Here is a 25587-nt window from a genome sequence, read left to right on the forward strand (position 1 = left end):
TTGTTTAGTGATTTAATACACGGCTGAGGAATAATTGCGCCCGCTCTTCCCTCGGGTTCGCAAAAAACTCTGCCGGTTTTGCCTCTTCTAAAATCTTGCCTTGATCCATAAATACAATTCGATCTCCCACTTCTTTCGCAAAGCCCATTTCATGAGTAACAACAACCATTGTCATGCCTTCTTTTGCCAACGCTTTCATAACATCCAAAACTCCCCCTACCATCTCGGGATCAAGAGCCGATGTAGGTTCATCAAATAGCATAATTTTTGGTTGCATTGCAAGTCCCCTAGCAATAGCTACACGTTGTTGCTGCCCTCCAGAAAGCTGTGAAGGATAAGAAGAAGCTTTGTCGGGAATACCTACTTTTTCTAAGTAATTCATCGCAGTCTTTTTTGCCTCTTCTGCTGACTGCTTTAAAACATTGATTGGTGCTAGAGTAATATTTTCTAAAACCGTTTTATGTGGATAGAGATTAAAGTGCTGGAAAACCATACCAATATTTTGTCGAAGTTTGTTAATATCTGTTTTCTTGTCATTGACTGAGGTATTATTTACGGTAAAATTCCCGTCTGTAATGGTTTCTAGCCTATTAATACATCTCAGCAAAGTACTTTTTCCAGATCCCGATGGACCAATGATTACAACAACCTCTCCCTCTTTTATTGAGAGATTGATATCTTTTAATACATGAAAGTCACCATAATACTTGTTAACGTTTTCAAAAGAAATCATGCCATTCCCCTTTCCAGTCTGACACCAATATGTATACAAACCCCTTTTTCTAAGTATTTAAAATCTTGTATATATTTTATGTATTGGTAATTATATCTTTAATACCCACCATTGTCCATGAAAATTTTTCTAATATAGGAAATAGTGTGAATAAAATTTCTATTCCGTATTATTAATCTACCTATTCATATTAATCAAAAGGGTTAATTTAAATCGTAAAATAAAAAAAATGCTAACCATACCGGTTAGCATTTTTTCTTTCACTATTATTTATATGTCTTTTTACGGCTTCCGCTTGGACTTGTACTACGTGATCTACCATTACGTTGGAAGCCACCTTTTCCTCTTGCACTGCCTTCCCGGCGTCTGCCACCGTCACGTGAATAGTTGTCACGTGAGCGATTATCGCGCTGTTTCCGTTCCTTAGCAACAACCGGAGCTTCTGCTGTTAACTGCACTGGAGTCATATCAGGCTCTTTAGTCAATAACTTAATTGCCGCGGCAACAACAGTCACTGAGTCATGCTCATCCAACAATTCCTCAGCCATATGTTTATAAAATGAATAATTCTCGTTTTGAATCGTATATAGAATCTTTTCAGCAGTAATTTGCTTTTGACCTTCTAATGCGTCATCCATTGACGGAACAGGCTTACGCTCCATCGTTCTTTTCGTTGTGCGCTCAATATTTTTCAATTGACCAATTTCCCTAGGCGTTACAAACGTGTATGCTAAACCTGTTTTTCCTGCACGACCTGTACGACCGATTCGGTGTACATAGCTTTCTGGGTCCTGCGGAATATCAAAGTTATAAACATGGGTTACACCAGAAATGTCTAATCCGCGGGCAGCTACATCTGTTGCTACGAGAACTTCAATTGTACCTGCTTTAAACTTTTTAAGGACAGAACTTCTCTTTGCTTGTGTCAAGTCGCCGTGGATGCCTTCTGCGGCATATCCTCTCGTGTTTAACGCTTCACTTAATTCATCTACACGACGTTTTGTCCGTCCAAAAACTATCGCAAGTTCTGGTGATTCCATATCAAGCAACCGTGTTAATACATCGAACTTCTTCTTTTCCTGCATTTCGATGTAATATTGCTCAATATTTGGAACTGTCATTTCCTTTGCCTTCACTTTAATCAAAACCGGATCATGCATAAATTTTTCAGCAATTTTACGAATTGGCTCAGGCATCGTAGCGGAGAACAGTAGGGTTTGTCGTTCCTCAGGAACTTCCTTTAGAATTGCTTCAATATCCTCAATAAAGCCCATATTCAACATTTCATCCGCTTCGTCTAAGATAACAGTTTGGATATTTTGCAAACGAATGGTTTTACGATTGATATGATCAATTAAGCGTCCTGGTGTACCTACAATAATTTGTGGTCTATTTTTCAAAGCGCGAATTTGACGGTTAATATCTTGTCCACCGTATATTGGAAGTGCCTTTACCCCTTTATGATGTCCAATCCGGTTTAACTCTTCAGCAACCTGAATCGCTAATTCACGTGTTGGCGCAACAACAATCCCTTGGATAAAAGAATTTTTTACATCAATTTTTTCGATCATTGGAATACCAAAGGCTGCCGTTTTTCCGGTACCAGTCTGTGCTTGTCCAATTACATCTTTTCCTTGTAAAGACACAGGGATTGTTTCGGCTTGAATCGGTGTAGCCTCTTCAAAGCCCATCGCCTGTATCGATTTCATTAATTTTTCACTTATTCCTAACTCATGAAACATTGTCATGTATTCAAAACTCCCTAATTTCTACTTTTTGGCATATTTATTAATTTTAGCATACTTCCTATAACTACGCAAATACAATGAAACTACCATATTCTTACTACCCAATGAACTGCTATGATAAAATATCAAAAATAAATTTATTTAATAAAATCGAGGGGATTACATTGAGTCAAAAAACGAAAACCTATTTAGCTTTATTGATTGGAGCGTTAGCTGTCTCTACATCAGCTATCTTGGTTAAATTATCCTCTGCACCTGCAGCGATGATTGCTACATACCGATTATTATTCGCCGTTTTGTTAATGACCCCATTTTTTTCAATAAATTATCTAAAGGAACTGCGTCAAATTGAAAAGAAGGATTGGCTTTATTCTATAGTTGCAGGCATTTTTTTAGCCTTTCATTTTATTTTTTGGTTTGAATCATTAAATTATACGTCTGTAGCCAGTTCAGTTGTACTCGTTACACTACAGCCCATTTTCGCCTTTGTCGGCACATATTTTTTCTATAAAGAAAAACTAAGCCTGGGTGCTTTTGGAAGTGGAATTCTAGCGATTATAGGCAGCTTCATTATCAGCTGGGGTGACTTCAAAGTAAGCGGAATGGCATTATGGGGTGATTTCCTTGCCGTCATCGCTGCTATTATGGTAACAGCTTATTTCCTATTCGGTCAAACCGTACGTAAGCGACTTTCACTTTTTACATACACTTTTGTTGTCTACCTCATAAGCTCAATTACATTAATGATTTATGATTTATTTCTAGGATATTCATTCTTTTCCTACTCCAAACAAGATTGGCTTGTATTCCTTTTATTGGCGATTGTTCCAACCCTTTTAGGTCATTCATTGTTTAACTGGGCGATTAAATGGCTAAGTACTTCCATCATTTCCATGACGATTCTTTTTGAGCCTATCGGTGCTTCCATTTTAGCCTACTTCATTCTAGATGAAGTGCCCACTGCTTCTCAATGGCTAGGTGGCCTTATTCTTTTGGGTGGTTTATTCTTATTTCTTTGGATGAATAATACAGAAGAAAAGCACATTCATCCGAAAAAAGATGGAGAAGCGATATCACGGGACTAATTCTAGTGTTAGAATGAAAAGTATCCAATTAGTTAGAAGGTGTAGATTTTGGCAATAAAAATCATCACAGATGGAGCCTCAGACTTGCCATCGTCGTTTAGTAAAGAGCATCTCATTACAGTTATACCGTTACACGTTAGTTTTGGGAATGAATCCTATAAAACCGGCATTGATATAGATAACCAAACCTTTTATCGTAAAATGAAAGAATCAAGTGAATTGCCAAAAACCTCTTGTCCCGCTCCAAACGATTTTTTCGAAGCCTATAAGGCCGTACCCGAAGAGGATGCCATTATCATTTTTACTCTTTCAAAAAGTTTAAGCGGTACCTATGAGAGTGCCGTCATTGCGATGAATATGCTGCTTGAAGAACAGCCTGAACGAAAAATTGCCGTTCTCAATACGAAAACGGGCTCATGCGGCCAAATCCTTCTCATTGATGAGGCTTTAAAATTAATTCATAGTGGCGCCGACTTTGAAAAAGTAATTTCCAATGCAAAGGCTACCATTGAAACAATCAATACGATTATTTTATTAGATACGCTTGAAAATGTCGTTAAGGGCGGACGGCTGAGCAAAACAAAAGCTGCTATTGCAAATGCCTTAAATATCAAAGTAATATTATATGTCAGCAATGAAGGTGCCATTGAGGTCCGTGAAAAAGTTCGTGGAGAAAAGAAAGTATGGCGCCGTTTTATCGAACAAATCGGTGAATACGGAAAAAACCTCGAACAAAAAGTTTTAACAATAACACATAGCAACTGTGAAGAAAAGGCTCTAAAAATGCTGAAAGAAATTCAGGAAAAGTATAACTTTAAAGAGGCCATTTTATCAGAAATGGGACCATTAATTGGCACATATGCAGGTGAAGGCGGAATTGTAATTGCATTTAAAGCATAAATAGGGGCTGTTTGCCCCCGTTTGATAGTAGAAGTAAACATCACGGATTTATCATTTCAGCAAAAACCTTTCAACAGCTGCAAACAACTGATCTTTATCCTGGTCATGGCAAACAAGATGCTTGGACTTTGGCAAATAAATAAGCTCCCTCTCTTTCGAAGGGATTGTTTTATATAAATAGCTGGCGCTTTTTTTCGGTACAATGCCGTCTAATTCACCCTGAACAATTAAGGTTGGCACTTCAATCTTGGCAAAGTTCGGCTTCAATTCCTTCACAAGCTTTTGAAATTGAAGGGTTGCCGTAATTGGAGTTTCTTTTATCTTTTTACGGTATCGTAGATATAACTCATTGCTATTCAAGGTCCCCCGCATTCCTTCAGTGGCCATTTCCTTTAAATCAAGCAAAAGTTGTTTCGGGTTCACATAATAGGCAGCGGCACTTAATAAAACAAGCTTTTTGACAGGGTATTTGGCAGCAAGGTAACCTGAAATGACGCCGCCCATTGAAAAACCCACTAAGTAAACTGTGCTGCACTTCACAAGCATTCCTTGTAACGACTGCTCTGCTTCGCGAATCCACTCTTGGTAAGCCACCCCTTTTAAGCGGCCCAACTCTCCCCCGTGCCCCGGTAATGTAGGCATTTCCACTAACCAGTTTGTATTCTCTTTTAGAAATTTAGCTAAAGGCGCCACTTCAAAAGGACTGCCCGTAAATCCATGGATACATAAACAACCAATCATGTTCATCACCTAAATCTAAATGCTAATATCAATATGTTTCCCAAGTGTCGGGTGTGGTGCTTGTACAGTGGACGCCTTGAGCATTTCAGTTAATGCCGTAGCATTCACCTGGGCAGTTTCCATTACTTTTTTCGTAAGAGCAATGCCTACTTGTTGGCCTAAATTAGCCTGACTCATAGCAGTAGATAACGCAGCAATATCCATAAAAAAAATCCTCCCCCAACAGACTTATTAACTTTACATTATCATTTGCTGAAAAATTTGGCTATATTAATTAATGCCCGCCCATTTCTTTTAGGAACCAACATAGATATTAATGAAACTTCCATTACACATGAACCGTACTACATAGTAACCATTACATTTAGGAGACTTTTTATGGAATCATTTGAAACAAAAGAATCACTAAGTCAGCAATTACAAGTCATTGAAAAATGGGAAAGAGACCAAAAAGGGTTATGGTTTTGGGAAAAGCTCGGCCGGCTCCCCTTTCAAATTCTAGACCGCTTAACTCCCAAGTTTATTCATGAAAAAGTCGGACAGATTTTGGACGAACTTGGGTTTTATGTACAAACAGGCGGACGCTATCTTGTTAGTGAAAAAAATATTTGTAAAAACTATGCGAAGAAGCTAAGCGTTGATGCCATTACGATTCCGGAAATTGCTCGGCAGCCCATTCAGACAATGAATGAAGTGGCATCCTCTTATATTAAAACAACGAAAAACATCGCCATGGCTCAAGGGGCAACGACCGGAATCGGCGGGTTTTTAACACTTTCCATTGATATCCCCATCCTGCTCGGGCTTTCATTAAAAGCATTGCAGGAAATTGCCATTTGCTATGGCTTTGACCCGAATGAGCGAAATGAACGAATCTTTATCGTAAAATGTTTGCAATTTGCTTCATCTGATATTGTTGGTAAAAAAGCGATTCTTGATGAGTTATCGGCCTATGACAGCGATACCGAGGCCTCAGCGAGAAACCAAACCATTTCCCAACTCCAGGGCTGGCGCGAAGTGATGATGACCTATCGGGACAATTTTGGCTGGAAAAAGCTTTTTCAAATGATTCCTGTCGTCGGGATGGTTTTTGGGGCTTTTATTAACAAATCCACAATTGAAGATGTAGCTGAAGTTGGGATGATGTTGTATCAGAAGCGGCGGATTTTGCATCGTTTACAAATAGGTGAAGAAGAGAGTAGCAGCTCCATTTAGAATGGGAATGAGGCCATGATACGGACCTGAAGAACGCATTATCCGGGGATGCTGTCCGCTGGCGGCCTTCTCTCGGACTCGAGGACTCGGCAATAAGGTAAAGCTGTCCAAATAAACCTTGATTCGGACCACAAGACTGCAAAACCAAACTACCAGCGGCGATAAATTCAACAAAAAGAAGAAAAGGATAGCAGCTCGATTTAGCGTGCTATCCTATTTCCTCTCTTAAACAAATGTTTATTTCAAATCCTCAATGGAGTCAATATCCATATAAGTTGGTACAACTAGGCCAATTTTTGTTCCTTCAAGATTTGGGCCTAGGTCTTCAAATTTGCCATCAAATTCTTTTGCATAGTCAGCATGTGTGATTGGAAGCCAGGCAGCCACAGATGCATCGGCACTACCATCTGCAATACCAGCCCACATCGCACCGGCCTCTAATTGCGTTAATTTTACATCAAAGCCCATGTCTGTTAACACCTTTGCTAAAACGTTGGTGCTTGCAATTTCACTTGCCCATGCAACATAAGCTAAGTTAAGTTTCTCACCATTGACCTTATTAACGTCTTTTGTCCACTGGGCTATCTTTTCAGTGTTCTCTTCAACCCATTTAGAGGCAGCTTCTTCTTCCTTCATACCATCTTCAATCATGACCATCACAGCACTCATATCATCCGATGTCCAGTGGAATTGATTCAAAAGCTTATAGGCCTCTGGAGAGTCCTCTTTCAAACCTTTGCGTGTGATTGTATTAATATTTTCTTTCTCACCATAAACACCCTTTGGGTCATCTAAATATTTCAAGTCAAATTGTGCAAACATCCAATGTGGAGTCCAACCCGTAATGATAATTGGCTTTTGATCATCATATGCCTTTTTTAGCGTAGCTGTCATTGCGGCTCCAGACCCTTCAACCAACTTCCAATCTTCTAGACCATAATCCTCGATTGCTTGATTGGTAGCTTTCATGATACCTGCACCAGGGTCAATTCCAATAATCTTGTAATCTACACTTTCACCAACGGCAGCAGTTGAAGTGCCTTCACCTCCGTTCACACTATCTGACGAGGGTGCCTTATCATTCGACGAAGAACAAGCAGCCAGACCTATTGCCAATACTAAAACTAGTAAAGAGCTTAACCATTTTTTCATTACACCGTTCCCCCTTGTTTATTTTTTCCTATATTTTGAGAAATCCGGTCTAGGATAATCGCTATGATAACGATTGCTAAACCAGCTTCAAACCCCATTCCAGTTTTGATTTGTGTTACCGCACGGTAAACATCTGCACCAAGTCCTGGGGCCCCAACCATGGATGCAGTTACAACCATTGATAACGCCAACATGATACTTTGATTAATGCCTGCCATAACCGTTGGCATTGCCAGCGGCAGCTGCACCTTTAGTAAGCGCTGTTTCGTTGTCGAGCCAAATGCTTCTGTTGCCTCGATAATATCAGCAGGTACCTGTTGAATTCCTAATATTGTTAAACGTATAGTCGGTGGTGTGGCAAAAATAACTGATGCGACAACACCAGGTACAACACCGATATTAAAAAAGAAAATAGCTGGAATTAAGTAAACAAATGCAGGCATTGTTTGCATGAAGTCTAATATGGGAGAAACTATTTTTCTAATGGTTGCCTTTTGTGATGCCCATATACCAATTGGAATACCAATCACAATTGATAATATGACCGAGGTTATCACTAAAGCCACTGTATCTAGCATAGGCTCCCAATAGTCTAAGTTTTCGATTAATAGCAAACCGATGAAGGTAAAAAGTGCGATTCCTTTATTACAAAGCTTCCAAGTTAGTAAACTCATTATAATAATCAAAACGATAGGTGGGATTAACGCTAGGCCATCCACCATACCCTCAACAACGACTTCTAAATTGTTGGAAATCCCATCAAAGGTGACCTCAAATGTATCTGTTAACCAATCAACAAGATTGTCAATCCAATCTGCAAGAGGCAGTTTAGGTAAAAATCCTTCTGAATTAATGGCCATTTACACCACTCCCTTCTTGAATATTTGCAGCAACCTCATCTCGAGCCATATCGATTGCATCATTTATATAGCGCTCATTCCCTGATAAAGCTCCAAGAACAGCTCCACGAATCACAATTCCTCTCAGACGTTGATCCTCATCTATGACAGCTACAGGGATAACAGCCTCTGAAACGACCTCAAAAAGGTCTACCAATAGGGTCTCTTTCATTACAGTTTGAATATTGTTGTCTAAAATATGGGAGAGGTTTTTTCCTTGATCAACAGCTTTTCTCGCTTCAGCCGCTGTTACAGCTCCTAGCAATCTTAGCTTTTTATCTACAACATATATACTAGATATTCCGAGGTCTTTCATCATTTGTAGGGCTACAAGCGGTCCTTTATCGATTTGAACGGAGTGTGCACGCTTCATTACATGCCCAGCAGTCAGCACTTTGCTCAAGTCAACATCTTCTACGAATCTTTCAACGTATTCGTTAGAAGGATTCATAAGTATTTCCTCCGGCGTTCCAATTTGGACAATCACGCCGTCCTTCATTAAGGCAATACGGTCACCTATTCGTAGAGCCTCATCTAGATCATGGGTAATAAAGATAATGGTTTTTTCCATTCTACCCTGAAGCTCTAATAACTCATCCTGCATATCTTTTCTTATTAAAGGGTCCAGTGCACTAAAGGCCTCATCCATTAACAGAATATCAGGGTCATTTGCCAGTGCCCGGGCTAGTCCAACACGCTGCTGCATTCCGCCGCTTAATTGACTAGGATACTGATTTTCATATCCTTCCAAATCAACTAACTTTAACGCCTCTAACGCTTTTTGTTTTCTTGCCTCTTTGTTTACCCCTTGTACTTCAAGGCCGTACTCGGTATTTTCTAAAACAGTACGATGTGGCAGCAGGGCAAATTTTTGAAAAACCATACTTATTTTTTTACGACGAATTTCACGTAAAGCCGCTTTATGCATTTTGACAACATCTTCGCTGTCCAATTCGATTTTCCCAAGAGTAGGCTCAATTAAGCGGTTTAGCATTCTTACAAGCGTTGATTTGCCGCTGCCGGAAAGCCCCATGATGACGAAAATTTCACCAGCATATACTTCAAATGTCGCCTGGTTGACACCTACTGTACTGCCTGTCCGTTTCAGTATGTCAGCCTTTGAATAGCCTTCTTTTATGAATTGAAGTGCTTTTTTAGGATTTTTTCCAAAAATCTTTGTTACATTTTCAACTTTAAGCTTTATAGTTTGTGCCTGTTGCATGTACTCACCTCTCATAAGCTAAATTTTCACTAAAACTGCTCTTTAATTGTAACCCGTTTCCATTTAATCCATCAAAGTCCATAAACAGCCCTATTCAACCGTAAATTTTGTACAGTAAAAACTGTACGTACAATACGTACGTAATTATTAGAATTACACTGTTTTCCTCCCAAATGCTACAGCTCTTACCTCTTTACTTTCAGATTTTTAGTGGTAGTCTATATTCAAAGATATTGAAGTTTTCGGGAAGAATGGTGGGAATAGTAGTAATGGAAGTGGATCCAAAACAACAATTAGATCTAGCAAAAGAACGAGTTATCGATACAATTGCGCACAATATGAATTTGTATGGAATAACGGATTCTGTAGGGAGATTATTTGGATTATTATTTTTTAGCAAAAATCCAATGACATTAGATGAGATGAAAGACGAGCTTGGGATGAGCAAAACGAGTATGAGCACGTCGGTCAGAAGCTTAATGGATTTAAAAATGGTTGATAAAGTTTGGAAAAAGGGCGTTCGCAAAGACCTTTATCAAGCAGAAGAAGACTGGTATCAAACATTTATTGATTTATTTTCTATCAAATGGCGTGCCGCAATTTCGATGAATGTTTCATACATTGAAAAATCGTTGAAAGAGCTAAACAACCTTGCCAAACGTGATGATGTTGAACTTGAAATCCGTGAAGAAGCCCGGCAAGTCATCGAAAAACTGCACACTTGCTTACAGTATTATCGTTGGCTCAACCGGCTTGTAGATAGCTTCGAATCACATGAAATATTTAATTTTATTCCAAAAATTGAAGAAGAATAATAACATGCCACCTTTCGGACTACTCAGGTTAATTTCTTGCTTGTGGAGTCCGAATCAATGGCTTTCCAGCAAAGTCAGGCACCCAAATAGATTGCAAACGTAGTCCCTTGCTCCGTACTTTCCTTCAACACCAAATCCCCGCCAAGTGCTCTGGCAATCAATTTACTGAAGGTTAATCCTAGACCTAAGCCGTGAACCCTATGTTTTTTATTATTTCCTCTGTAAAAACGTTCAAAAATCAACGACTGCTCCTCCATTGGTATGCCGCTTCCGTTATCTTTTACATCAATGCAAATGGAATCATCTATTTTATATATCCTTACTTCAATCTGACAATCTGATGAGCATGCCTGCTTCGCATTATTCAATAGATTCAAAATAATTTGCTGTAATCGTAATGGGTCTGTTGAAATGATCAACTCAGAATCCGGTAAAAACAGTTGAACTTCCGGCCCCTCTTCCTGAACAAGCTGCCATTGATGGATAATTTCGCGCAAAGAATCTCCTACATTTACCCTTTCCTTTGTAATCCGAATTTTTCCGGCCGCAAATGTATTAAAGTCTAGCAAGTCCTCTACCATTTTCTGCAGTCTTGCCACCTCTTTTTGGCTAATATTTAAAAATTCCTTGGCATCGTCCCCGGTTACTACTTCATCTTTTACCGCTTGGATTAAGCCACTAATTGCCGTCACAGGAGTTTTTAACTCATGGGTTACCCCTGCTAACAGCTCCGTTCGCAATGATTCAAGCTGCTTTAGTCGTAAGGCCATTTCCATAAACGAAGCTGAGAGCTCATGTACTTCTTTTTCTCTAATGGAATCATTGATTGTGATATCATAGTCGCCTTCCACAATTTGCTGAGCCGCTCCTGCAATATTGCTGATTGGCCGCAGTAATCTTTTCGATAAATAATAAATAACGGCCCAACCAAGAACGGCTAAACTACCTAGCATAATCAATAATAGTTTCATCTCTTCTGGGCTGCGCTCAATCTCTTTTTCCTGGAGCAAGATAAATACCCAGCCAATTTGGATATGATCCTGCATAATTTCTTTTTGAACTAAATAGAAGTTCTCACCATGGGGAAGGGAAATCATTTGCACATTCTTGTTTTTGGTGTGTGTAACTAACTCATCAAAATCAAGCATAGAATAAATCCGGTCTTTCATCCCGAAGACAATATTACCATTTTGATCGGTTACATAAATAAGCGGCCGCCCCTCTAATTTTAAAAACCGAAACCGATCATCTACGATTCTTGGCAAAAATACTTCCGGGCTAACGAAACCGCCACTATCTGTGATACGTCCAGCAATCTCATCTGCTGTCATCTCTAAAATATCCAATCGTTTTTCCGTTATCGAATGTCTAATCCAATGACTAGATACCACACCGATAATCAGCAAGCCAATACACAATGTAACAAAATACCGTGTCGTCCAATAGCGCAGCAGTGAAGGCCGTTCATTATTTTTCTTTAACACTGAATTGATACCCCAATCCTCTTAAAGTCTTGATTTCACCTTCTGTTTCCGGCCAATGCGCAAGCACCTTTCTAATCCTCTTAATGGCCAAATCCACCGCCCGGTCACTGCCATCAAAATCAATTCCCCACACATGTTCAATCAGCTGTTCTCTTGTAAAGGTTTGATTTGGATGCTTGACTAAAAATAGAAATAAAGCTAAATCCCGCGGCGGAAATGCTAACTCAATGCCATTCAAGAATACATGATGTGCCTGGAAGTCTACTTTCAGACTTCCATAATAAACAATATGGTCATGGTCGATAATTTGCGTAGAGCGGCGCAACACCGCATTGACCCGTGCTACGACCTCTTCTCCGATAAATGGTTTCGATAAATAATCGTCAGCACCTTCATTAAAGCCATTCAACTTATTATCAATATCCCCAAGCGCCGTCAGCATGATGACGGGACAAGAGCTTCTCTCGCGAATATACTGTAAAACACTCCAACCATTAAAATCTGGAAGCATCACATCCAGTAAAACTAGCAGCGGTTTATCTTCTTCAAATTTCTCAATAGCTTGTTTGCCGTTATAAGCTTGGATAACTGTAAAACCAGCCTTCTCCAAATAGGCCTTTAATACAATCGAAATAGCCATTTCATCTTCAACTACTAAAATCGTTTTCATTTTAGTCCCTCATTTATTTTAAAAAAGTTTACTCTACCATTTAAAATTGTAATCAATGTTTATGTCAATAAGATGTCAATGGATTGCGCAAAAACAAAAAAGGCTAGCCGAATCAGGCTACCCCTATAGTTTTTCATTTTATTTTGATTTAAATAATTCCTCAATATTGGCCATAACCTTATCATCAGGTTTGAAATAAATATCATCAATATAGGTTGGATAAAATTCAAAAACCTCTTTCGATCCTGCATAAAAGGTAATCAAATAGGTCCAGCCTTCACGCTTTTTCTGATTCACATCCGGTGTGAAATAGGCACTCTCCATATTTTTCATAAAAGCAGAAATTTGCTCTTTGTCTTCAACCGTTTTTGCTTCCCCTGTATCCCCGCTCTTAATCACAATCTTATCTACATTAGTAAAATCCTGTTTCGCTAAATCCATAAGTGTATAAGGCTTTAGTTCGATTTCTCTCGGCTCTTCCTGAGAGGAACAGGCACCTAATATAAATAAGAAAAGAAATACCGGTAATAATAGCATTCCTTTCATAAAATTAATAAAACTAAAACTAAATCTTCTCTCCATCTCCATTCTTCCATCTCCTACTGCCCACTAAAAATTTTTATAGTTATCGCTTCTATTAATTTACTACTGATTATTTCTTAATGCAAAAAAATAATGAAAAAAGGTGTCAAAATGACACCTTTTTTCACTAAATTTGAAATTCCGAGTCGGATGAGGACTGCTGAGTCTGAAGCTGAGATTGCACCTGGCTGATCCATGTTTGTACTTGTGCAATTTCATTTGATGCTTGCTTTAAAGCCTCCGCACATAAAACCGTATTTGCTGCAGATTGTTCAATTGCCTGTGTAATTGCGTCCTTTGCAAGGGATGATGCTGCCTCTGCTTGTTTTAATTTGTTAATATCTATTTGTGCCATAGTAAATCCTCCTTTATTTGAGTGAGTACTTCAGTACAACATATAGAATGCATCGAAAAAGGGGTTTTATCCTTTACATTAATTGGAATAATTATTGTATAAATTTCGGCTAACAATCAAATTCTATAATGTAAATACTGATCTTGGAGGAAGTTATGGAAAGCCACAACGTTAGACTTTCATCTGCGGAAATAGGGGGATTATGGAGTACTTTTATACAAGAAACGATGTCTGTTTGCTTATTAAAATATTTCCTGCATCACTTGAAAGATGATACAATTAAGCCTCTTCTCGAAAAGGCACTGCATAAATCGGAAACATATATCCAACAAATTAGTGAAATCTTTACTAAAGAAAACATACCAATCCCAAATGGCCTTTCTGTTAAAGAAGATATTAATTTAAACGCCCCACCGCTTTTTTATGATCCTTTTGCTTTAAGCTTTGTTTACTCAATGGCGAGGATGAATATGATTAATTACGCATTTGTAACTGTCAATATTGCTCGGACGGATATTCTTGATTTTTTTACGAATGCCGTGAGCCATTCGACAACACTATATAAAGAATCTACAACACTTATGCTTTCCAAAGGCATTTACGACAGACCTCCGATGATACCCTATCCAAAAAAGGTTGAATATATAAAAAAGAATTCTTATGTAACGGATGTAATTGGGAAAAAGCGGCCTTTAAACACAGTAGAGCTCACACAATTATTTTTTAATATCGAACGAAATTATTTCGCTATTATACTCTGTATTGGCTTACTTCAAGTTGTTAAAGATAAGGAAATTAAAAAATATCTAAAAGAGGGCCAGGACATTTCCGAAAAACAAATCAATTTATTTAATGACCTTTTAAAGAAAGAAGAATTATTAGGGTTGGTTACTGTCAACATAGAAGTGACAGATTCAACGGTCTCGCCATTCTCTGACAAGCTCATTATGTTACTTTTTAATTCACTAAATTCCATCGATATTACCCTGATCGGATATGCTTTGTCCTTATCATTAAGAGTAGATTTAACAACATATTATAGTAAATTCATACCAGAAATTTTACTATATTCCAAAAAGGGCTTTGATATTATGGTAGAGCGGGAGTGGTTAGAAGAGCCGCCCCATGCCGTCAATCGGGATGAACTAAAGAATGGAAAATAAAAAACAAAGGGGCTTGCCCCTTTGTTCTTAGTGAATTGATTTCTTCTTAAACCTGCCACCGCGCACTTCGGCAATATCAGCAACCGCTAAAAAGGCCGAAGGGTCTATATCTTCAACAATTAACTTTAACTTTGCCTCTTCAAGACGTGAGATTACACAAAAAATAACCTTTTTATCATCGCCTGTATAAGCCCCTTCACCCTTTAGATATGTAACGCCACGACCTAAACGGGCCAATAAAGCCCCACCAATCTCATCTTGTTTTTCACTGATAATCCACACAGATTTTGATTGATCCAGCCCTTCAATCACAATATCAATCGTCTTGAAAGCAATAAAATAAGCTAAAATTGAGTACATCGCCCGATCCCATCCGAAAACAAAGCCACCGCAACCAAAGATAAAAAGATTAAAAAACATGACCGTTTCACCAACAGAAAACGGAAACTTTTTGTTAATAATAATCGCGAGTATTTCTGTTCCATCAAGGGAGCCACCATAGCGAATAACCAAACCCACTCCAGCTCCTAAAATAATTCCACCAAAAACGGTTGCAAGCAGAATATCCTCTGTAAATGCCGGAATTGGATGAAAAAAAGCGGTAGATATCGACATAATGACAATACCAAATAACGTAGAAATAGCGAAGGTCTTCCCTATTTGTTTATAGCCGATAAAGAAGAAAGGAATGTTTAAGAGGAATAAAAACAGCCCTAATTTGCCGCCCGTCAGGTGTGATAAAATAATGGAAATACCGGTAATGCCGCCATCCATAATTTGATTCGGGACAAGAAAGATTTCAAGTCCTATAGCCATTAGCACCGCGCCCACGAATAAGAAGAGGACCCTTTTAGCTACCTTGCCCTTTGTTAATTTCTGATGTCTCATTTGATTTTTAATTTGTTCCGTTATAAAATGACCAGCAGAATTTTGGTTTTGCAATAATTCCTTTTCCATCAACCCACTCCTTTATATCAATTATATCACTCACTATTCCTGTAGGAAAAATATTACCAAGTAAAAATGGGCGAGATTTTTAAACTTTTATACATGAAGTGGTGCTCGCCCACTTATTTTCTTACTTTTTTTCATCGTGATCAAAAGTATTATTCCAAATAATTTGGTTACATCCACATCTCTTGGCACTATACATGGCTTGTTCAACCGCTTTAAGAAAATGGAATGGATCTTCCCAAACAAAAGGAATTTTCGTTCCAACTCCAAAGCTAAATGTAACATATTCTGAAGTAGTTGACTTAGCGTGTGGTATTTGCATTGCTTCAATTGCCTGACGAATCGTTTCAGCAACCTGCAACGCACCATTCATATTCGTTTCAGGAAGAATAATAATGAATTTTCCTCCTTCATAGCGGGAAAGAAAGTCCTCAGGTCTGTGCAACATAGATTTTACCTTTTCAGCAATTTTCTTTAAAACTTTATCGCCCTCTTGAACGCCGTAATGTTCATTGTAAAGATTGTAATGATCTAAATCAAAAAAGACTAATGAAATAGGCTCTTGCCTTCGAACTGCATTTCTCCATTTTCGGTCAAAAACGTCTTTAAAGTAATTGAAGTTGGGAAGCATCGTTAAGGCGTCAATGTAAATAAGCTTTTCCAACTCTTCCCTACTAGGGTCATTATGCTCAACATGTTTTTCACTTCGTACATTATCAATTTGTTTCACAGTGAATCCCCCCTTCTACTATCTACTTATAGTATATTACATGTCTTACTATATAAGTTCGAATAATTCTGTGAACAACGAGTAAGAATCGTGTATGAAACCTTTTGTGATTGTTGACGTCTATTCTAAAGAAGGAGGAAATTATATGAAAATGAAAAAAATACTAAACATCGTTACAATTGCAGCTATCGTTTCTGGACCTTTATTGATTCAATCACCGGCTTCCGCCCAAAGTATGACAAAGATTGTTACACCCATCGCGGCTGCAGAGGAGTCTAATCAACAGGTGGATGTATCAAACTTTATGAAAGTGTCAGGGGTAATTTCCAAAATAAACATGGATGGAGAATTACCGAAATTAATTGTTGAGAATACAGAGAAGACAACCGAAACTCACTTCCCTATTCCGGATCAGGTTATGATTTTTAATAGTGCCACAACAGAACAGCTTACAAAAGATTCCCTAACCGAAGGATTACAAATTGATGTGTATTATGATAAAAGCAAGCCAATGCTTATGATTTATCCGCCAATCATCACACCCGAAATCGTCATTGTGAATGACGAAACTAAAATGGGCTTTGTAAAAGTTGCTTTATTCGACGAGAATTTAGTCAGCTTGGATCACCAGCTCAAATTAAATGTAGCTGATGATACCATTCTTTTAAATGATAAAGGGGAAAAAATAAATGTAGATGATCTAAAAGGCAAGGAGTTAATTGTTTTTTACAGTGTCACTACAAAAAGCATTCCAGCCCAAACCACACCATCTAAAATTATTGCTTTAGATATTGCCAAAAAGCATTTGCTGGAAGAAGTTAATCATCTAATTCAAAATGATTATTTCATGAAAAACGAAACAAAGATGATTCCACTTCGGCAAGTGGCTGGGCATTTGGGCTACGAAGTGAAATGGAAAAATGGGAATACCGCTATACTAGTTCAAAAGCAAAATCGTTCGTTTACCATTTCAATCGGAAAAGAAGAATATGGGTATAACAAGAGTTTACGTTACTTTAAGGCGGCCCCAGTAATGAAAGATGGAAAAACCTATGTTTCAGAGGAGTTCCTTGATTTATTGAACACCAACGAATAACGATGTCACTAATAAAAAGAAACCTGATAAATCAAGATTTATCAGGTTTCTAAAACCAATGCCATAACTCCTCAAAAAGGCATTACCAATTATTCCGTATCCTTAACCCTATCTTTTCCATGTTCCTTCGTTGCTGCCTTCATGATACTTTCCGATTCCTTTGTCGTTATTAACGTTCTTGTTGGAGTTGCAACCGATACACCTTCAGCCTCCAAGATTTCCATGATTTTAAAATTAATATCCTGCTTGACTTGTAAATATTCAGCCCAGACTGTGGTCTTTGTAAAGAAGTACAGGAATATATCCAAACTATTGATATTATAGTTATCAAACGTTACAAAGATTGTATCCGGATGTATATCAGGATGAGTTTTTAGCATCGCTTCAATTTTTGTTATTGTATTTTCCAGTTTTTCCTTTGGTGTATCATAATCAACCCCTAATTGGAAGGTAATCCGGCGTTTTCCCATTTTGCTCCAATTGGTGATTGCCTCATTTGCCAATGTTGCGTTTGGTACGGTAACTAAGGCTTGCGCAAATGTTCTTACCTTCGTACTTCGAAAGGTGATATCTTCCACTGTTCCTTCCACCGTCGGCGTTAGAATCCAATCACCGATAGAAAACGGCTTTTCTGTGATAATAATCAAACCACCGAATAAATTGCCTAATGCATCCTTCGCCGCTAAAGCAACGGCAACTCCACCTATCCCCAAACCAGCCACTAAGCTATTGACATTATAGCCGAAAACTTGGGCAACCATGCTGAAGCTAATTGCAATGATGACAAATCGAATCGTCTTTGATAAAAAAGGGATTAAAATTTCATCAATTTCAACATTCAGCTTATTATTAAGTTTCATCAAGGCAATTGAGCTGGCAGAGGCTACATTATATACACCCCACGTAATCAAAATAATCACTGACGCCCTCAAGATGTTTACAAATAACGGATGGCTTCGTTCAAAATATGGAAAAACATCAGAAGCCACATAAATTCCGATAATCACAAATAACCATCTCATCGGATGCTCAAATGAAAGCCAAATATGGGTAAACAAATCTGTCGGCGTTTTATGCGTCAGCTTTAAAATTAGATGGAAAATGTATTTCGTGAAAACCTTTCGCAACAGTAAAAAAAGGAATAAGATACCTACCGAAAGTGATAGGTCCTTTAGGTACTCATATGTAATAATCGTTTGCCACACAACTAGACGCTCCTTCAACTTTGCAACTTTGATTTAGACCTCTCTAGTCTATCAAACGTTTACTGAATCATTCAACAAACATCATCTTTGTTTTCATCTATAAAATAGGGAATAATGTTCGTTTGGTTTTGAATCCGTTGCATAAACTGATTCGGTTTATCAAGAAGCTGAAAGCCGTATTTTGCATATAATGTATGGGCATCAAAGGTTACCAGCAGCATTCTACGAACACTTTCGAGATCGGGATGGTTTACTATCACACTCATGAGCCACTTCGATAATCCTAAACCACGAAACTTAGAAACAACAAAGACATCGCAAAGATAGGCGAATGTCGCCAAATCGGTTACGATTCGCGCAAATCCCACCTGTTCCATCGAGCCATCTTGATGCCTTTTATAAACCCCAAAACAAAGCAATGAATTCTCAATTGATTTTTCAACGATTTCCCTTGACCGCTCCTGCGCCCAATAGGATTCATTTTTCAAAAAAGCAAAGATTCTATTATGATCCAACAAACTTTTATCGGTTGAAATAAAAAAGTCATCTTGCTTCCATAGCATCATTGCCAATCCCTCTCCCCTAAAAATAGTAAAATGGCTTTACCTTCATAAAGCCATTTTACCATAAATAGTTTGATTATTTTGACATATTATGCCTACTTTTAATTTTCCAACTTTGGTGTCGTCATTTTCATATTGTACAAAGGTAAAATAAAAACGACTCCAATAATAAACAGAACTGCCGCCGTTTCAAACATGGCAACCAACGAAAATTGTTCTTTTAAAATACCCGCTACACTCATCGTTACGACCATAGATCCTGTAAAGAGCGGACTCAAAATACCATTCACCCTACCAATAAACGCTGCTTCAGTGCTTTGTAGAATCCACGTATTAATCCCAATATGAATACAAGGCAACATAAAGCCGATAAATAGCTCGACAATAAGCGTGAGCCAAACATTGGTTGAAACTCCGACAATGGAGAGTCCAATCGCGTTTGCCAGCATTCCAAGCATTAACAGTCTCTGTGGAGCCATTGATTTTGCAAAAATCATAATGACAGCTCCGCCAACAATCATACCAATTCCATTAGCCATCAAGAGCCATTGTAAATTTTCCTTTGGTAAACCGAGTTGTTCTGTTACAAGAAAGATTGTAAGCGGCTGAATAAAACCAAGTCCAAGCCCCGCTCCCATAAAGCATAAACCTAGCAAACTTAAATCCTTCTTACCTAACACATACCTTACGCCGCTTTTCATTTCTTCCCAAACCGTAGTGGCTGCAGCCTCACTTTCCACTTTTCGATCTTTAGGAAGAAAGCTGAGTGCTGCCGCTGAAAGGAAAAAGGCAATCCCTGTAATCGCAATGGAAACGTTTATGCCAAATGATTCAAACATAAATGTACCAAGGATTGGCCCTAGCACCATGAAGACAGCGAATAATGTTTGATACAGCGACATTCCCTGCTGCATTTGTTCCATTGGCAAATGCATTTTAAAGAGCTTTAAACCCGAAGGCTGTGAGAATTGCGAAAGTATGGCTGATATCAATGTTGCAAAAAACACAACCTGCCAAGTTCCAAATAAAAGTGTAATTAACACTGCAAAAATCGATAATCCACTTAAAACATCACACCAAACCATCGTTCTTTTCGGACTCCAGCGGTCAGCAAACGTGCCGCCAATAAAAGAAAAGATAAAAATCGGTGCAAACTCTGCCACAGAAATCATCGACACCGCCAAAGAATCCCCATTCGTTTGCTCCATTACAAACAGCAGTACAGCGAAGTTGCGCACCCAAATTCCAATTTGCAAAAACAAACCGGAGACAATGATCGCTTGAAATACGCGATTTTGAAACAAACCGCCTGTGTTTGACGACTCGTTATGACTAATACTATTAGCTTCATTATTTCCCAAATAAAAAACCTCCCGTCGCAATTCTGAACAGGAGGCAGTACAATACAATATTAACAATACATTCAGTCCACGAGTGGGCGAAATGACCTTAATAACTTGTATATACAATGTACACACTAATCCTATCCAGAAAAATAAATCGTATCATTAGAGCTGCTCAAAAACGTTATTTTCTTACCTTAAACTTTAGCTTCTGAACACTACTCTACGCATTTTTCTAAAAATAGGACTAATAAATCATTGTATCAAGGTCACCCTTCCGTTTTTGACTATACACATAGTAATCGATTTTGTGTGACAAATCAAGGATTATTCATAATTTCCCACTATTTTAATTTTACTAAATCACATGAAATCTTCGTCGCTGCTCTCCCTGCTCCTTTCGTTTCAACCCTAATTTTATGATGTAATGAATCATTAGGATCATCCCGGCGAGCCAAACAGCTATTCCAATTCCCAACACAAATGGTGTATGCTCATAAATCATCACAAAGACCATAAATGTCCAGGCTATAAAAATATGGAAAAACACCTCATGATATTCTCTAAAATAGTATAATGCATGGTATTGGGTTGGATGCTTAGGGAAGCGGATTATTTTCGCTTGCATGATAATTCTCTTCTCTCCTTATAATATTGTGAAGCATTTCACTCACTTATATTATACTATTTTTTGATAATACTAAAGGGCAGCTCTCCTATTTTATTCTGTCATTTTTGTGAAGTCTAATATTTATTTTTCACAAAAAAGAAGTGACTTCATGGCACCGCTGGTCGCGGGATGAAGTCACTTCTTTTACTATATTGCAAAAATTAATATACGTCACGTTGGTAACGTTTTGACTTTTGCATTTCATTCAAATATTCTTCAGCTGCTTCTCTAGTCATTTGACCTTCTTTTTCAATAACTGAAATAAGCGCTTCGTGCACATCCTTCGCCATACGTGACTTATCACCACAAACATAGAAAGATGCACCATTTTCTAGCCATTCAAATAATTCTTTGCCTTGTTCAATCATTCTATTTTGTACATAAACCTTTTTCTCTGTATCACGGGAAAAAGCAGTCGTTAGATTTGTTAAAACACCATCTTTTTGATATTGCTCTAACTCATTTTGGTAAAGAAAATCTGATGCAGCATGCTGGTCCCCAAAGAACAACCAAGTTCTTCCAGCTGTCTTGTTCACTGCACGCTCTTCGATAAATGAACGGAATGGTGCAATGCCTGTCCCTGGTCCAACCATAATAATGTCTGTATCCTTATTTTCAGGTAAACTAAAGTGTTTATTTTGCTGAATAAACACTGGAAGTGTTGAACCTTCAGGAGCACGTTCTGCAACTAAACATGAGCAAACACCTTTACGGTCACGTCCATGAGCATTATAGCGCACAGCGCCAATTGTTAAATGTACTTGATTTGGGTGTGCCGCAATACTGCTGGCAATTGAATATAGACGTGGCATTAACTTTCTTAAAATAGATACGATTTCTTGGGCAGATGCTTTCCATGGACCAAAATCTCGTAACATATCAAGTAGATCACGACCATAGATATATTCTTTCAACTGATCTGCATTTTCGTCAGATACTAGATTTTTCAATTCCTCATTATCTGTGAATGCAGAAGCCTGTTGTAAAAGTTTCTTTGATAATAAAGTAATTTCGAATTGTGTTGTTAACGCTTCTTTAAGCGGCAGCGTCTCGCCCTGCTTATTAATGATGATAGCCTCTTCAGCGTCCCACTTCATTTCCTCTAGTAGTGCATCTACTAATTCAGGATCATTTGAAGGAACGACACCAAGAGCATCGCCTGGTTCATATGAAAGGCCTGACCCTTCTAATGAAAACTCAATATGTCTTGTTTCCTTACTAGAGCCAACCCCGTTTAAGTTAGTATTTTTAATAATTTTTGCATAAAATGGATTCGTTCTTGAATATGCTGTTGGCGTCTTTGTTTCTTTCTGACTTGTAACAGTTACTTGCATTACCTTCACCTCACATAGTTGTATAAAGCGAGGATAGCACGGAATGAGAAAATTGTTTGTGCGATTTTTCACACTATCCATTACTTAAGATAAGAAAAAACACAATAGCAGTCAATATATAATAATGGTAATTCTCTTCTATGAATCTATCCTAAACTTTTAAAGAAATCATACCGTCTATATTATAACAGATTTCAAAACCACTGTTTGTCCAAATTCTTATTTTCATGGGTAATTATTATGTATAAGCTTCTTATAATATAATAGCTCATCTAATTATATTTTTCCAGTTATTTTCCAAGTGTTTTATTTTCCATGATTTTTTTAAAATGGACAACTCCTATTAAAAAGCATATGTTGAGACTTGCATGATTATTTTTTGTAAAATAAAATTATTGTCATTACATTCACTTGAAGGAGGATTTGCGTTGAAACCAATTGACCCTTCTGAGGTACAAAGTAAACTAGATGAGTTCAATCAACAAGATGTATATTTACACTTAGAAACAACAAACGGTGCCTACGCTTCACATAAAGACCAGTCCGTGATGACCGTCGGCGCTTATATTCGCAACGGCTTAATTCGCTATATCCACGCAAAAATTACTGGCAACGGACCATATCGTGTCGGGATGAAAATGGAAATTGGCTGGGTATATGCCGAGGGGTTGACCCATTTTGAAGTGGATTCCCAGAATAGACTACTGTTAGCTGGTCATGATGCTAATGGGAAATTAGCAGTTGCCTGTCAGCTCAGTACGCAGCCATTTTAATTGCCTTGATTAAAATTTGGTGAATTGCAACTAATTCGTTTTTTTAAGGAGTGAAAATATGGAGAGCCGAGTATTAGTCATTCTTCCACACCCAGATGATGAAGCCTTTGGTGCGTCGGGAACCATTGCATTACATACAGAAAAAGGGACACCTATTACGTATGTATGCTGTACACTGGGGGAAATGGGACGAAATATGGGAAATCCACCCAAAGCTACACGCGAAAGCCTGCCTTTCATTAGAAAAAAAGAGCTATTAAATGCTGTGAAAGCGATTGGCATCGAAGATTTACGGATGCTTGGCTTACGCGACAAAACATTGGAATTCGAGGACCTTGAGGAATTAGCGAGTCGTTTTCGTGGGTTTATTGATGAGGTAAAACCATCACTTGTCATTTCATTTTACCCAGGATTCAGTGTTCATCCTGACCATGATACTACAGGCTATGCCGTCGTCCACGCCATGAAGCAAATGCCTGCGGAAACACGGCCTACATTACAATGCATGGCATTTTCTAACGACTGCATCGAAAAATTGGGTGAACCAGATATTGTGAATGATATCTCCCCTGTATTGGAAAAGAAAATTACCTGCATTTTGTCACACGAAACACAAACAGCTGCTGTCATGGATGGATTGGCCGAGAAACTGAAGAATAAGGATCCCGAGGTTCTAGAGCATTTTGGCAAGGAGCGCTTTTGGATCTATAAATTTGATTGAAATTTGATTTAATGGAAAAAAGAACTCACGAGTGAGTTCTTTTTTTGCTGTTGTTGGTCTTGCGGCGTGGCTGAGATTCCTGGAATTGCCGGGATAGCTGCTTCGGAGCTGGTTTGGTGCTGGTTTGGTGCTGGTTTGGGGAACGCGGGATGTGCTCGCGTTCTTGGTTTACTGCTTTGTTGGGTTATTTGGGCACGCGAGATGCGCTTGCATTCCCGCTTTGCGGCTCCTGCACCATGTTTAAGCACGCGAGATGCGCTTGCGTTCCCACTTTATGGCTCCTGCACCAGGTTTGGGTACGCGAGGTGTTCTTGCGTTCCCGCTTTATGGCTCCTGCACCATGTTTGAGCACGCGAGGTGTTCTTGCGTTCCCGCTTTGCAGCCCCGGCGCCGGGTTCGGGTACGCGAGGTTGGCTCACGTTCCCGCTTTGCGGCTCCTGCACCAGGTTTGGGCACGCGAGATGCGCTTGCGTTCCCGCTTAGCAGCCCCGCCGTCGGGTTCGGGTACGCGAGGTTGGCTCACGTTCCCGCTTTGCGGCTCCTGCACCAGGTTTGGGCACGCGAGATGCGCTTGCATTCCCGCTTTGCGGCTCCTGCACCAGGTTTAAGCACGCGAGATGTGCTTGCGTTCCCGCTTTATGGCTCCTGCACCAGGTTTGGGCACGCGAGATGCGCTTGCATTCCCGCTTTGCAGCCCCGCCGTCGGGTTCGGGTACGCGAGGTTGCCTCGCGTTCCCGCTTTGTGGCTCCTGCACCAGGTTTGGGCACGCGAGGTTGCCTCGCGTTCCCGCTTTGTGGCTCCTGCACCAGGTTTGGGCACGCGAGATGCGCTTGCATTCCCGCTTTGCGGCTCCTACACCAGGTTTGAGCACGCGAGGTGTTCTTGCGTTCCCGCTTTGCAGCCCCGGCGCCGGGTTCGGGTACGCGAGGTTGCCTCGCGTTCCCGCTTTATGGCTCCTGCACCAGGTTTGAGCACGCGAGGTGTTCTTGCGTTCCCGCTTTGCGGCTCCTGCACCAGGTTTAAGCACGCGAGATGCGCTTGCGTTCCCGCTTTGCAGCCCCGGCGCCGGGTTCGGGTACGCGAGGTTGGCTCGCGTTCCCGCTTTGTGTCTTCTACACCAGTTTCCGGCACGCGAGATGTGCTTGCGTTCCCGCTTTGCAGCCCCGGCGTCGAGTTCGGGTACGCGAGGTTGCCTCGTGTTCCCGCTTTGTGGCTCCTGCACCATGTTTGGGCACGCGAGGTGTGCTTGCGTTCCCGCTTTGCAACTTTGGAACTGGCTTCGGTCACTTGACCCACCTCCTAGTGACCACCGAACCACTTCTGCCATGATTTCGGGCTCTATACTCACTTCCTAGTGACCGCAGACTCGCTTCTGCCCCTACTTCGAGCTCTATACTCACTTCCTAGCGACCGCCGGCATCCTTTTTACTCTA

General features: G+C 39.4%; 26 protein-coding genes. 8 read left to right on the forward strand and 18 right to left on the reverse strand.

Features of this window, described 5'->3' with window-relative positions:
• Window positions 1-4: 4 nt before the first annotated feature.
• On the reverse strand, window positions 5-733 hold the full coding sequence (locus tag ACNQFZ_RS09510; protein ID WP_458415010.1) for an amino acid ABC transporter ATP-binding protein: 729 nt from the start codon (window positions 731-733) through the stop codon (window positions 5-7).
• A 266-nt stretch (window positions 734-999) separates the two neighbouring features.
• Entirely contained in the window at window positions 1000-2481 is a 1482-nt protein-coding gene (locus ACNQFZ_RS09515) for a DEAD/DEAH box helicase (protein WP_458415011.1), read from the reverse strand.
• A 158-nt stretch (window positions 2482-2639) separates the two neighbouring features.
• Between ACNQFZ_RS09515 and ACNQFZ_RS09520 the strand changes: the two genes are divergently transcribed.
• Window positions 2640-3566, forward strand: a complete 927-nt coding sequence (locus ACNQFZ_RS09520; protein WP_458415359.1) for a DMT family transporter — start codon at window positions 2640-2642, stop codon at window positions 3564-3566.
• A 48-nt stretch (window positions 3567-3614) separates the two neighbouring features.
• Window positions 3615-4466, forward strand: a complete 852-nt coding sequence (locus ACNQFZ_RS09525) for a DegV family protein (RefSeq protein WP_458415012.1) — start codon at window positions 3615-3617, stop codon at window positions 4464-4466.
• 51 nt (window positions 4467-4517) lie between these two features.
• Here the strand turns inward: ACNQFZ_RS09525 and ACNQFZ_RS09530 are convergent, their stop codons facing one another.
• Window positions 4518-5207 carry an alpha/beta hydrolase gene (locus ACNQFZ_RS09530; protein WP_458415013.1) on the reverse strand — a complete coding sequence of 230 codons (690 nt, stop codon included), beginning with the start codon at window positions 5205-5207 and terminating at the stop codon, window positions 4518-4520.
• A 15-nt stretch (window positions 5208-5222) separates the two neighbouring features.
• Window positions 5223-5411 carry a YjfB family protein gene (locus tag ACNQFZ_RS09535; RefSeq protein ID WP_458415014.1) on the reverse strand — a complete coding sequence of 63 codons (189 nt, stop codon included), beginning with the start codon at window positions 5409-5411 and terminating at the stop codon, window positions 5223-5225.
• A 174-nt stretch (window positions 5412-5585) separates the two neighbouring features.
• On the opposite strand from ACNQFZ_RS09535, the gene ACNQFZ_RS09540 reads away from it, so the two are divergent.
• A complete protein-coding gene (locus ACNQFZ_RS09540) occupies window positions 5586-6422 on the forward strand; it encodes an EcsC family protein (protein ID WP_458415015.1) in 837 nt (278 codons plus the stop codon).
• 237 nt (window positions 6423-6659) lie between these two features.
• Here the strand turns inward: ACNQFZ_RS09540 and ACNQFZ_RS09545 are convergent, their stop codons facing one another.
• The 3 genes from ACNQFZ_RS09545 to ACNQFZ_RS09555 are packed head-to-tail and all read right to left on the reverse strand — an operon-like array spanning window position 6660 to window position 9695.
• Window positions 6660-7574, reverse strand: coding sequence for a glycine betaine ABC transporter substrate-binding protein (locus ACNQFZ_RS09545; RefSeq protein ID WP_458415016.1), 915 nt, complete (start codon window positions 7572-7574; stop codon window positions 6660-6662).
• The gene (locus ACNQFZ_RS09550; RefSeq protein WP_458415017.1) at window positions 7574-8434 is read right to left on the reverse strand and encodes an ABC transporter permease; all 861 of its coding nucleotides are present in this window, start codon (window positions 8432-8434) and stop codon (window positions 7574-7576) included. Before ACNQFZ_RS09550 ends, ACNQFZ_RS09545 begins: the two co-directional genes overlap by 1 nt.
• Complete coding sequence (locus ACNQFZ_RS09555) at window positions 8424-9695, reverse strand: quaternary amine ABC transporter ATP-binding protein (protein ID WP_458415018.1); 1272 nt, start codon at window positions 9693-9695, stop codon at window positions 8424-8426. The genes ACNQFZ_RS09550 and ACNQFZ_RS09555 overlap by 11 nt, the downstream gene beginning before the upstream one ends.
• A 269-nt stretch (window positions 9696-9964) precedes the next feature.
• Between ACNQFZ_RS09555 and ACNQFZ_RS09560 the strand changes: the two genes are divergently transcribed.
• Entirely contained in the window at window positions 9965-10510 is a 546-nt protein-coding gene (locus tag ACNQFZ_RS09560; RefSeq protein WP_458415019.1) for a GbsR/MarR family transcriptional regulator, read from the forward strand.
• Window positions 10511-10584: 74 nt separating this feature from the next.
• Here ACNQFZ_RS09560 and ACNQFZ_RS09565 read toward each other — a convergent pair whose 3' ends face one another.
• The 4 genes from ACNQFZ_RS09565 to ACNQFZ_RS09580 all read right to left on the reverse strand — a co-directional run bounded on the left by ACNQFZ_RS09565 (window position 10585) and on the right by ACNQFZ_RS09580 (window position 13601).
• Window positions 10585-11994 (reverse strand): ATP-binding protein, encoded by a 1410-nt coding sequence (locus ACNQFZ_RS09565; RefSeq protein ID WP_458415020.1) that lies wholly within the window; start codon window positions 11992-11994, stop codon window positions 10585-10587.
• On the reverse strand, window positions 11978-12664 hold the full coding sequence (locus tag ACNQFZ_RS09570; protein ID WP_458415021.1) for a response regulator transcription factor: 687 nt from the start codon (window positions 12662-12664) through the stop codon (window positions 11978-11980). Before ACNQFZ_RS09570 ends, ACNQFZ_RS09565 begins: the two co-directional genes overlap by 17 nt.
• A gap of 138 nt (window positions 12665-12802) precedes the next feature.
• Window positions 12803-13252: a hypothetical protein gene (locus tag ACNQFZ_RS09575; protein ID WP_458415022.1), complete on the reverse strand. Its 450-nt coding sequence runs from the start codon at window positions 13250-13252 to the stop codon at window positions 12803-12805.
• Between the two features lie 121 nt (window positions 13253-13373).
• On the reverse strand, window positions 13374-13601 hold the full coding sequence (locus ACNQFZ_RS09580; protein WP_458415023.1) for a hypothetical protein: 228 nt from the start codon (window positions 13599-13601) through the stop codon (window positions 13374-13376).
• Between the two features lie 155 nt (window positions 13602-13756).
• On the opposite strand from ACNQFZ_RS09580, the gene ACNQFZ_RS09585 reads away from it, so the two are divergent.
• Window positions 13757-14764: a DUF3231 family protein gene (locus tag ACNQFZ_RS09585; protein ID WP_458415024.1), complete on the forward strand. Its 1008-nt coding sequence runs from the start codon at window positions 13757-13759 to the stop codon at window positions 14762-14764.
• 27 nt (window positions 14765-14791) lie between these two features.
• Here the strand turns inward: ACNQFZ_RS09585 and ACNQFZ_RS09590 are convergent, their stop codons facing one another.
• Complete coding sequence (locus ACNQFZ_RS09590) at window positions 14792-15652, reverse strand: YitT family protein (RefSeq protein WP_458415360.1); 861 nt, start codon at window positions 15650-15652, stop codon at window positions 14792-14794.
• 190 nt (window positions 15653-15842) lie between these two features.
• Window positions 15843-16448: a diguanylate cyclase gene (locus ACNQFZ_RS09595; RefSeq protein ID WP_458415025.1), complete on the reverse strand. Its 606-nt coding sequence runs from the start codon at window positions 16446-16448 to the stop codon at window positions 15843-15845.
• Window positions 16449-16593: 145 nt separating this feature from the next.
• Between ACNQFZ_RS09595 and ACNQFZ_RS09600 the strand changes: the two genes are divergently transcribed.
• The gene (locus ACNQFZ_RS09600) at window positions 16594-17544 is read left to right on the forward strand and encodes a stalk domain-containing protein (RefSeq protein WP_458415026.1); all 951 of its coding nucleotides are present in this window, start codon (window positions 16594-16596) and stop codon (window positions 17542-17544) included.
• An 89-nt stretch (window positions 17545-17633) separates the two neighbouring features.
• On the opposite strand, the gene ACNQFZ_RS09605 is transcribed toward ACNQFZ_RS09600, so the two are convergent.
• From ACNQFZ_RS09605 to ACNQFZ_RS09625, 5 genes are all read right to left on the reverse strand, one after another.
• Window positions 17634-18749 (reverse strand): mechanosensitive ion channel family protein, encoded by a 1116-nt coding sequence (locus ACNQFZ_RS09605; RefSeq protein WP_458415027.1) that lies wholly within the window; start codon window positions 18747-18749, stop codon window positions 17634-17636.
• Window positions 18750-18820: 71 nt separating this feature from the next.
• Window positions 18821-19315 carry a GNAT family N-acetyltransferase gene (locus ACNQFZ_RS09610; RefSeq protein WP_458415361.1) on the reverse strand — a complete coding sequence of 165 codons (495 nt, stop codon included), beginning with the start codon at window positions 19313-19315 and terminating at the stop codon, window positions 18821-18823.
• A 98-nt stretch (window positions 19316-19413) separates the two neighbouring features.
• Window positions 19414-20673 (reverse strand): MFS transporter, encoded by a 1260-nt coding sequence (locus ACNQFZ_RS09615; RefSeq protein WP_458415028.1) that lies wholly within the window; start codon window positions 20671-20673, stop codon window positions 19414-19416.
• Between the two features lie 340 nt (window positions 20674-21013).
• Window positions 21014-21283, reverse strand: coding sequence for a hypothetical protein (locus ACNQFZ_RS09620; protein WP_458415029.1), 270 nt, complete (start codon window positions 21281-21283; stop codon window positions 21014-21016).
• Window positions 21284-21486: 203 nt separating this feature from the next.
• Window positions 21487-22659: a sulfite reductase subunit alpha gene (locus ACNQFZ_RS09625; protein WP_458415030.1), complete on the reverse strand. Its 1173-nt coding sequence runs from the start codon at window positions 22657-22659 to the stop codon at window positions 21487-21489.
• Window positions 22660-23087: 428 nt separating this feature from the next.
• Here ACNQFZ_RS09625 and ACNQFZ_RS09630 point away from each other — a divergent pair, with 428 nt between their 5' ends.
• Together ACNQFZ_RS09630 and bshB2 are read left to right on the forward strand one after the other, a co-directional pair.
• Window positions 23088-23432, forward strand: a complete 345-nt coding sequence (locus ACNQFZ_RS09630) for a YojF family protein (protein ID WP_458415031.1) — start codon at window positions 23088-23090, stop codon at window positions 23430-23432.
• Between the two features lie 58 nt (window positions 23433-23490).
• Complete coding sequence (gene bshB2, locus ACNQFZ_RS09635; protein WP_458415032.1) at window positions 23491-24153, forward strand: bacillithiol biosynthesis deacetylase BshB2; 663 nt, start codon at window positions 23491-23493, stop codon at window positions 24151-24153.
• The last annotated feature ends 1434 nt before the right edge of the window (window positions 24154-25587 follow it).

This window comes from Schinkia acidoalkalinis, from assembly GCF_054301215.1.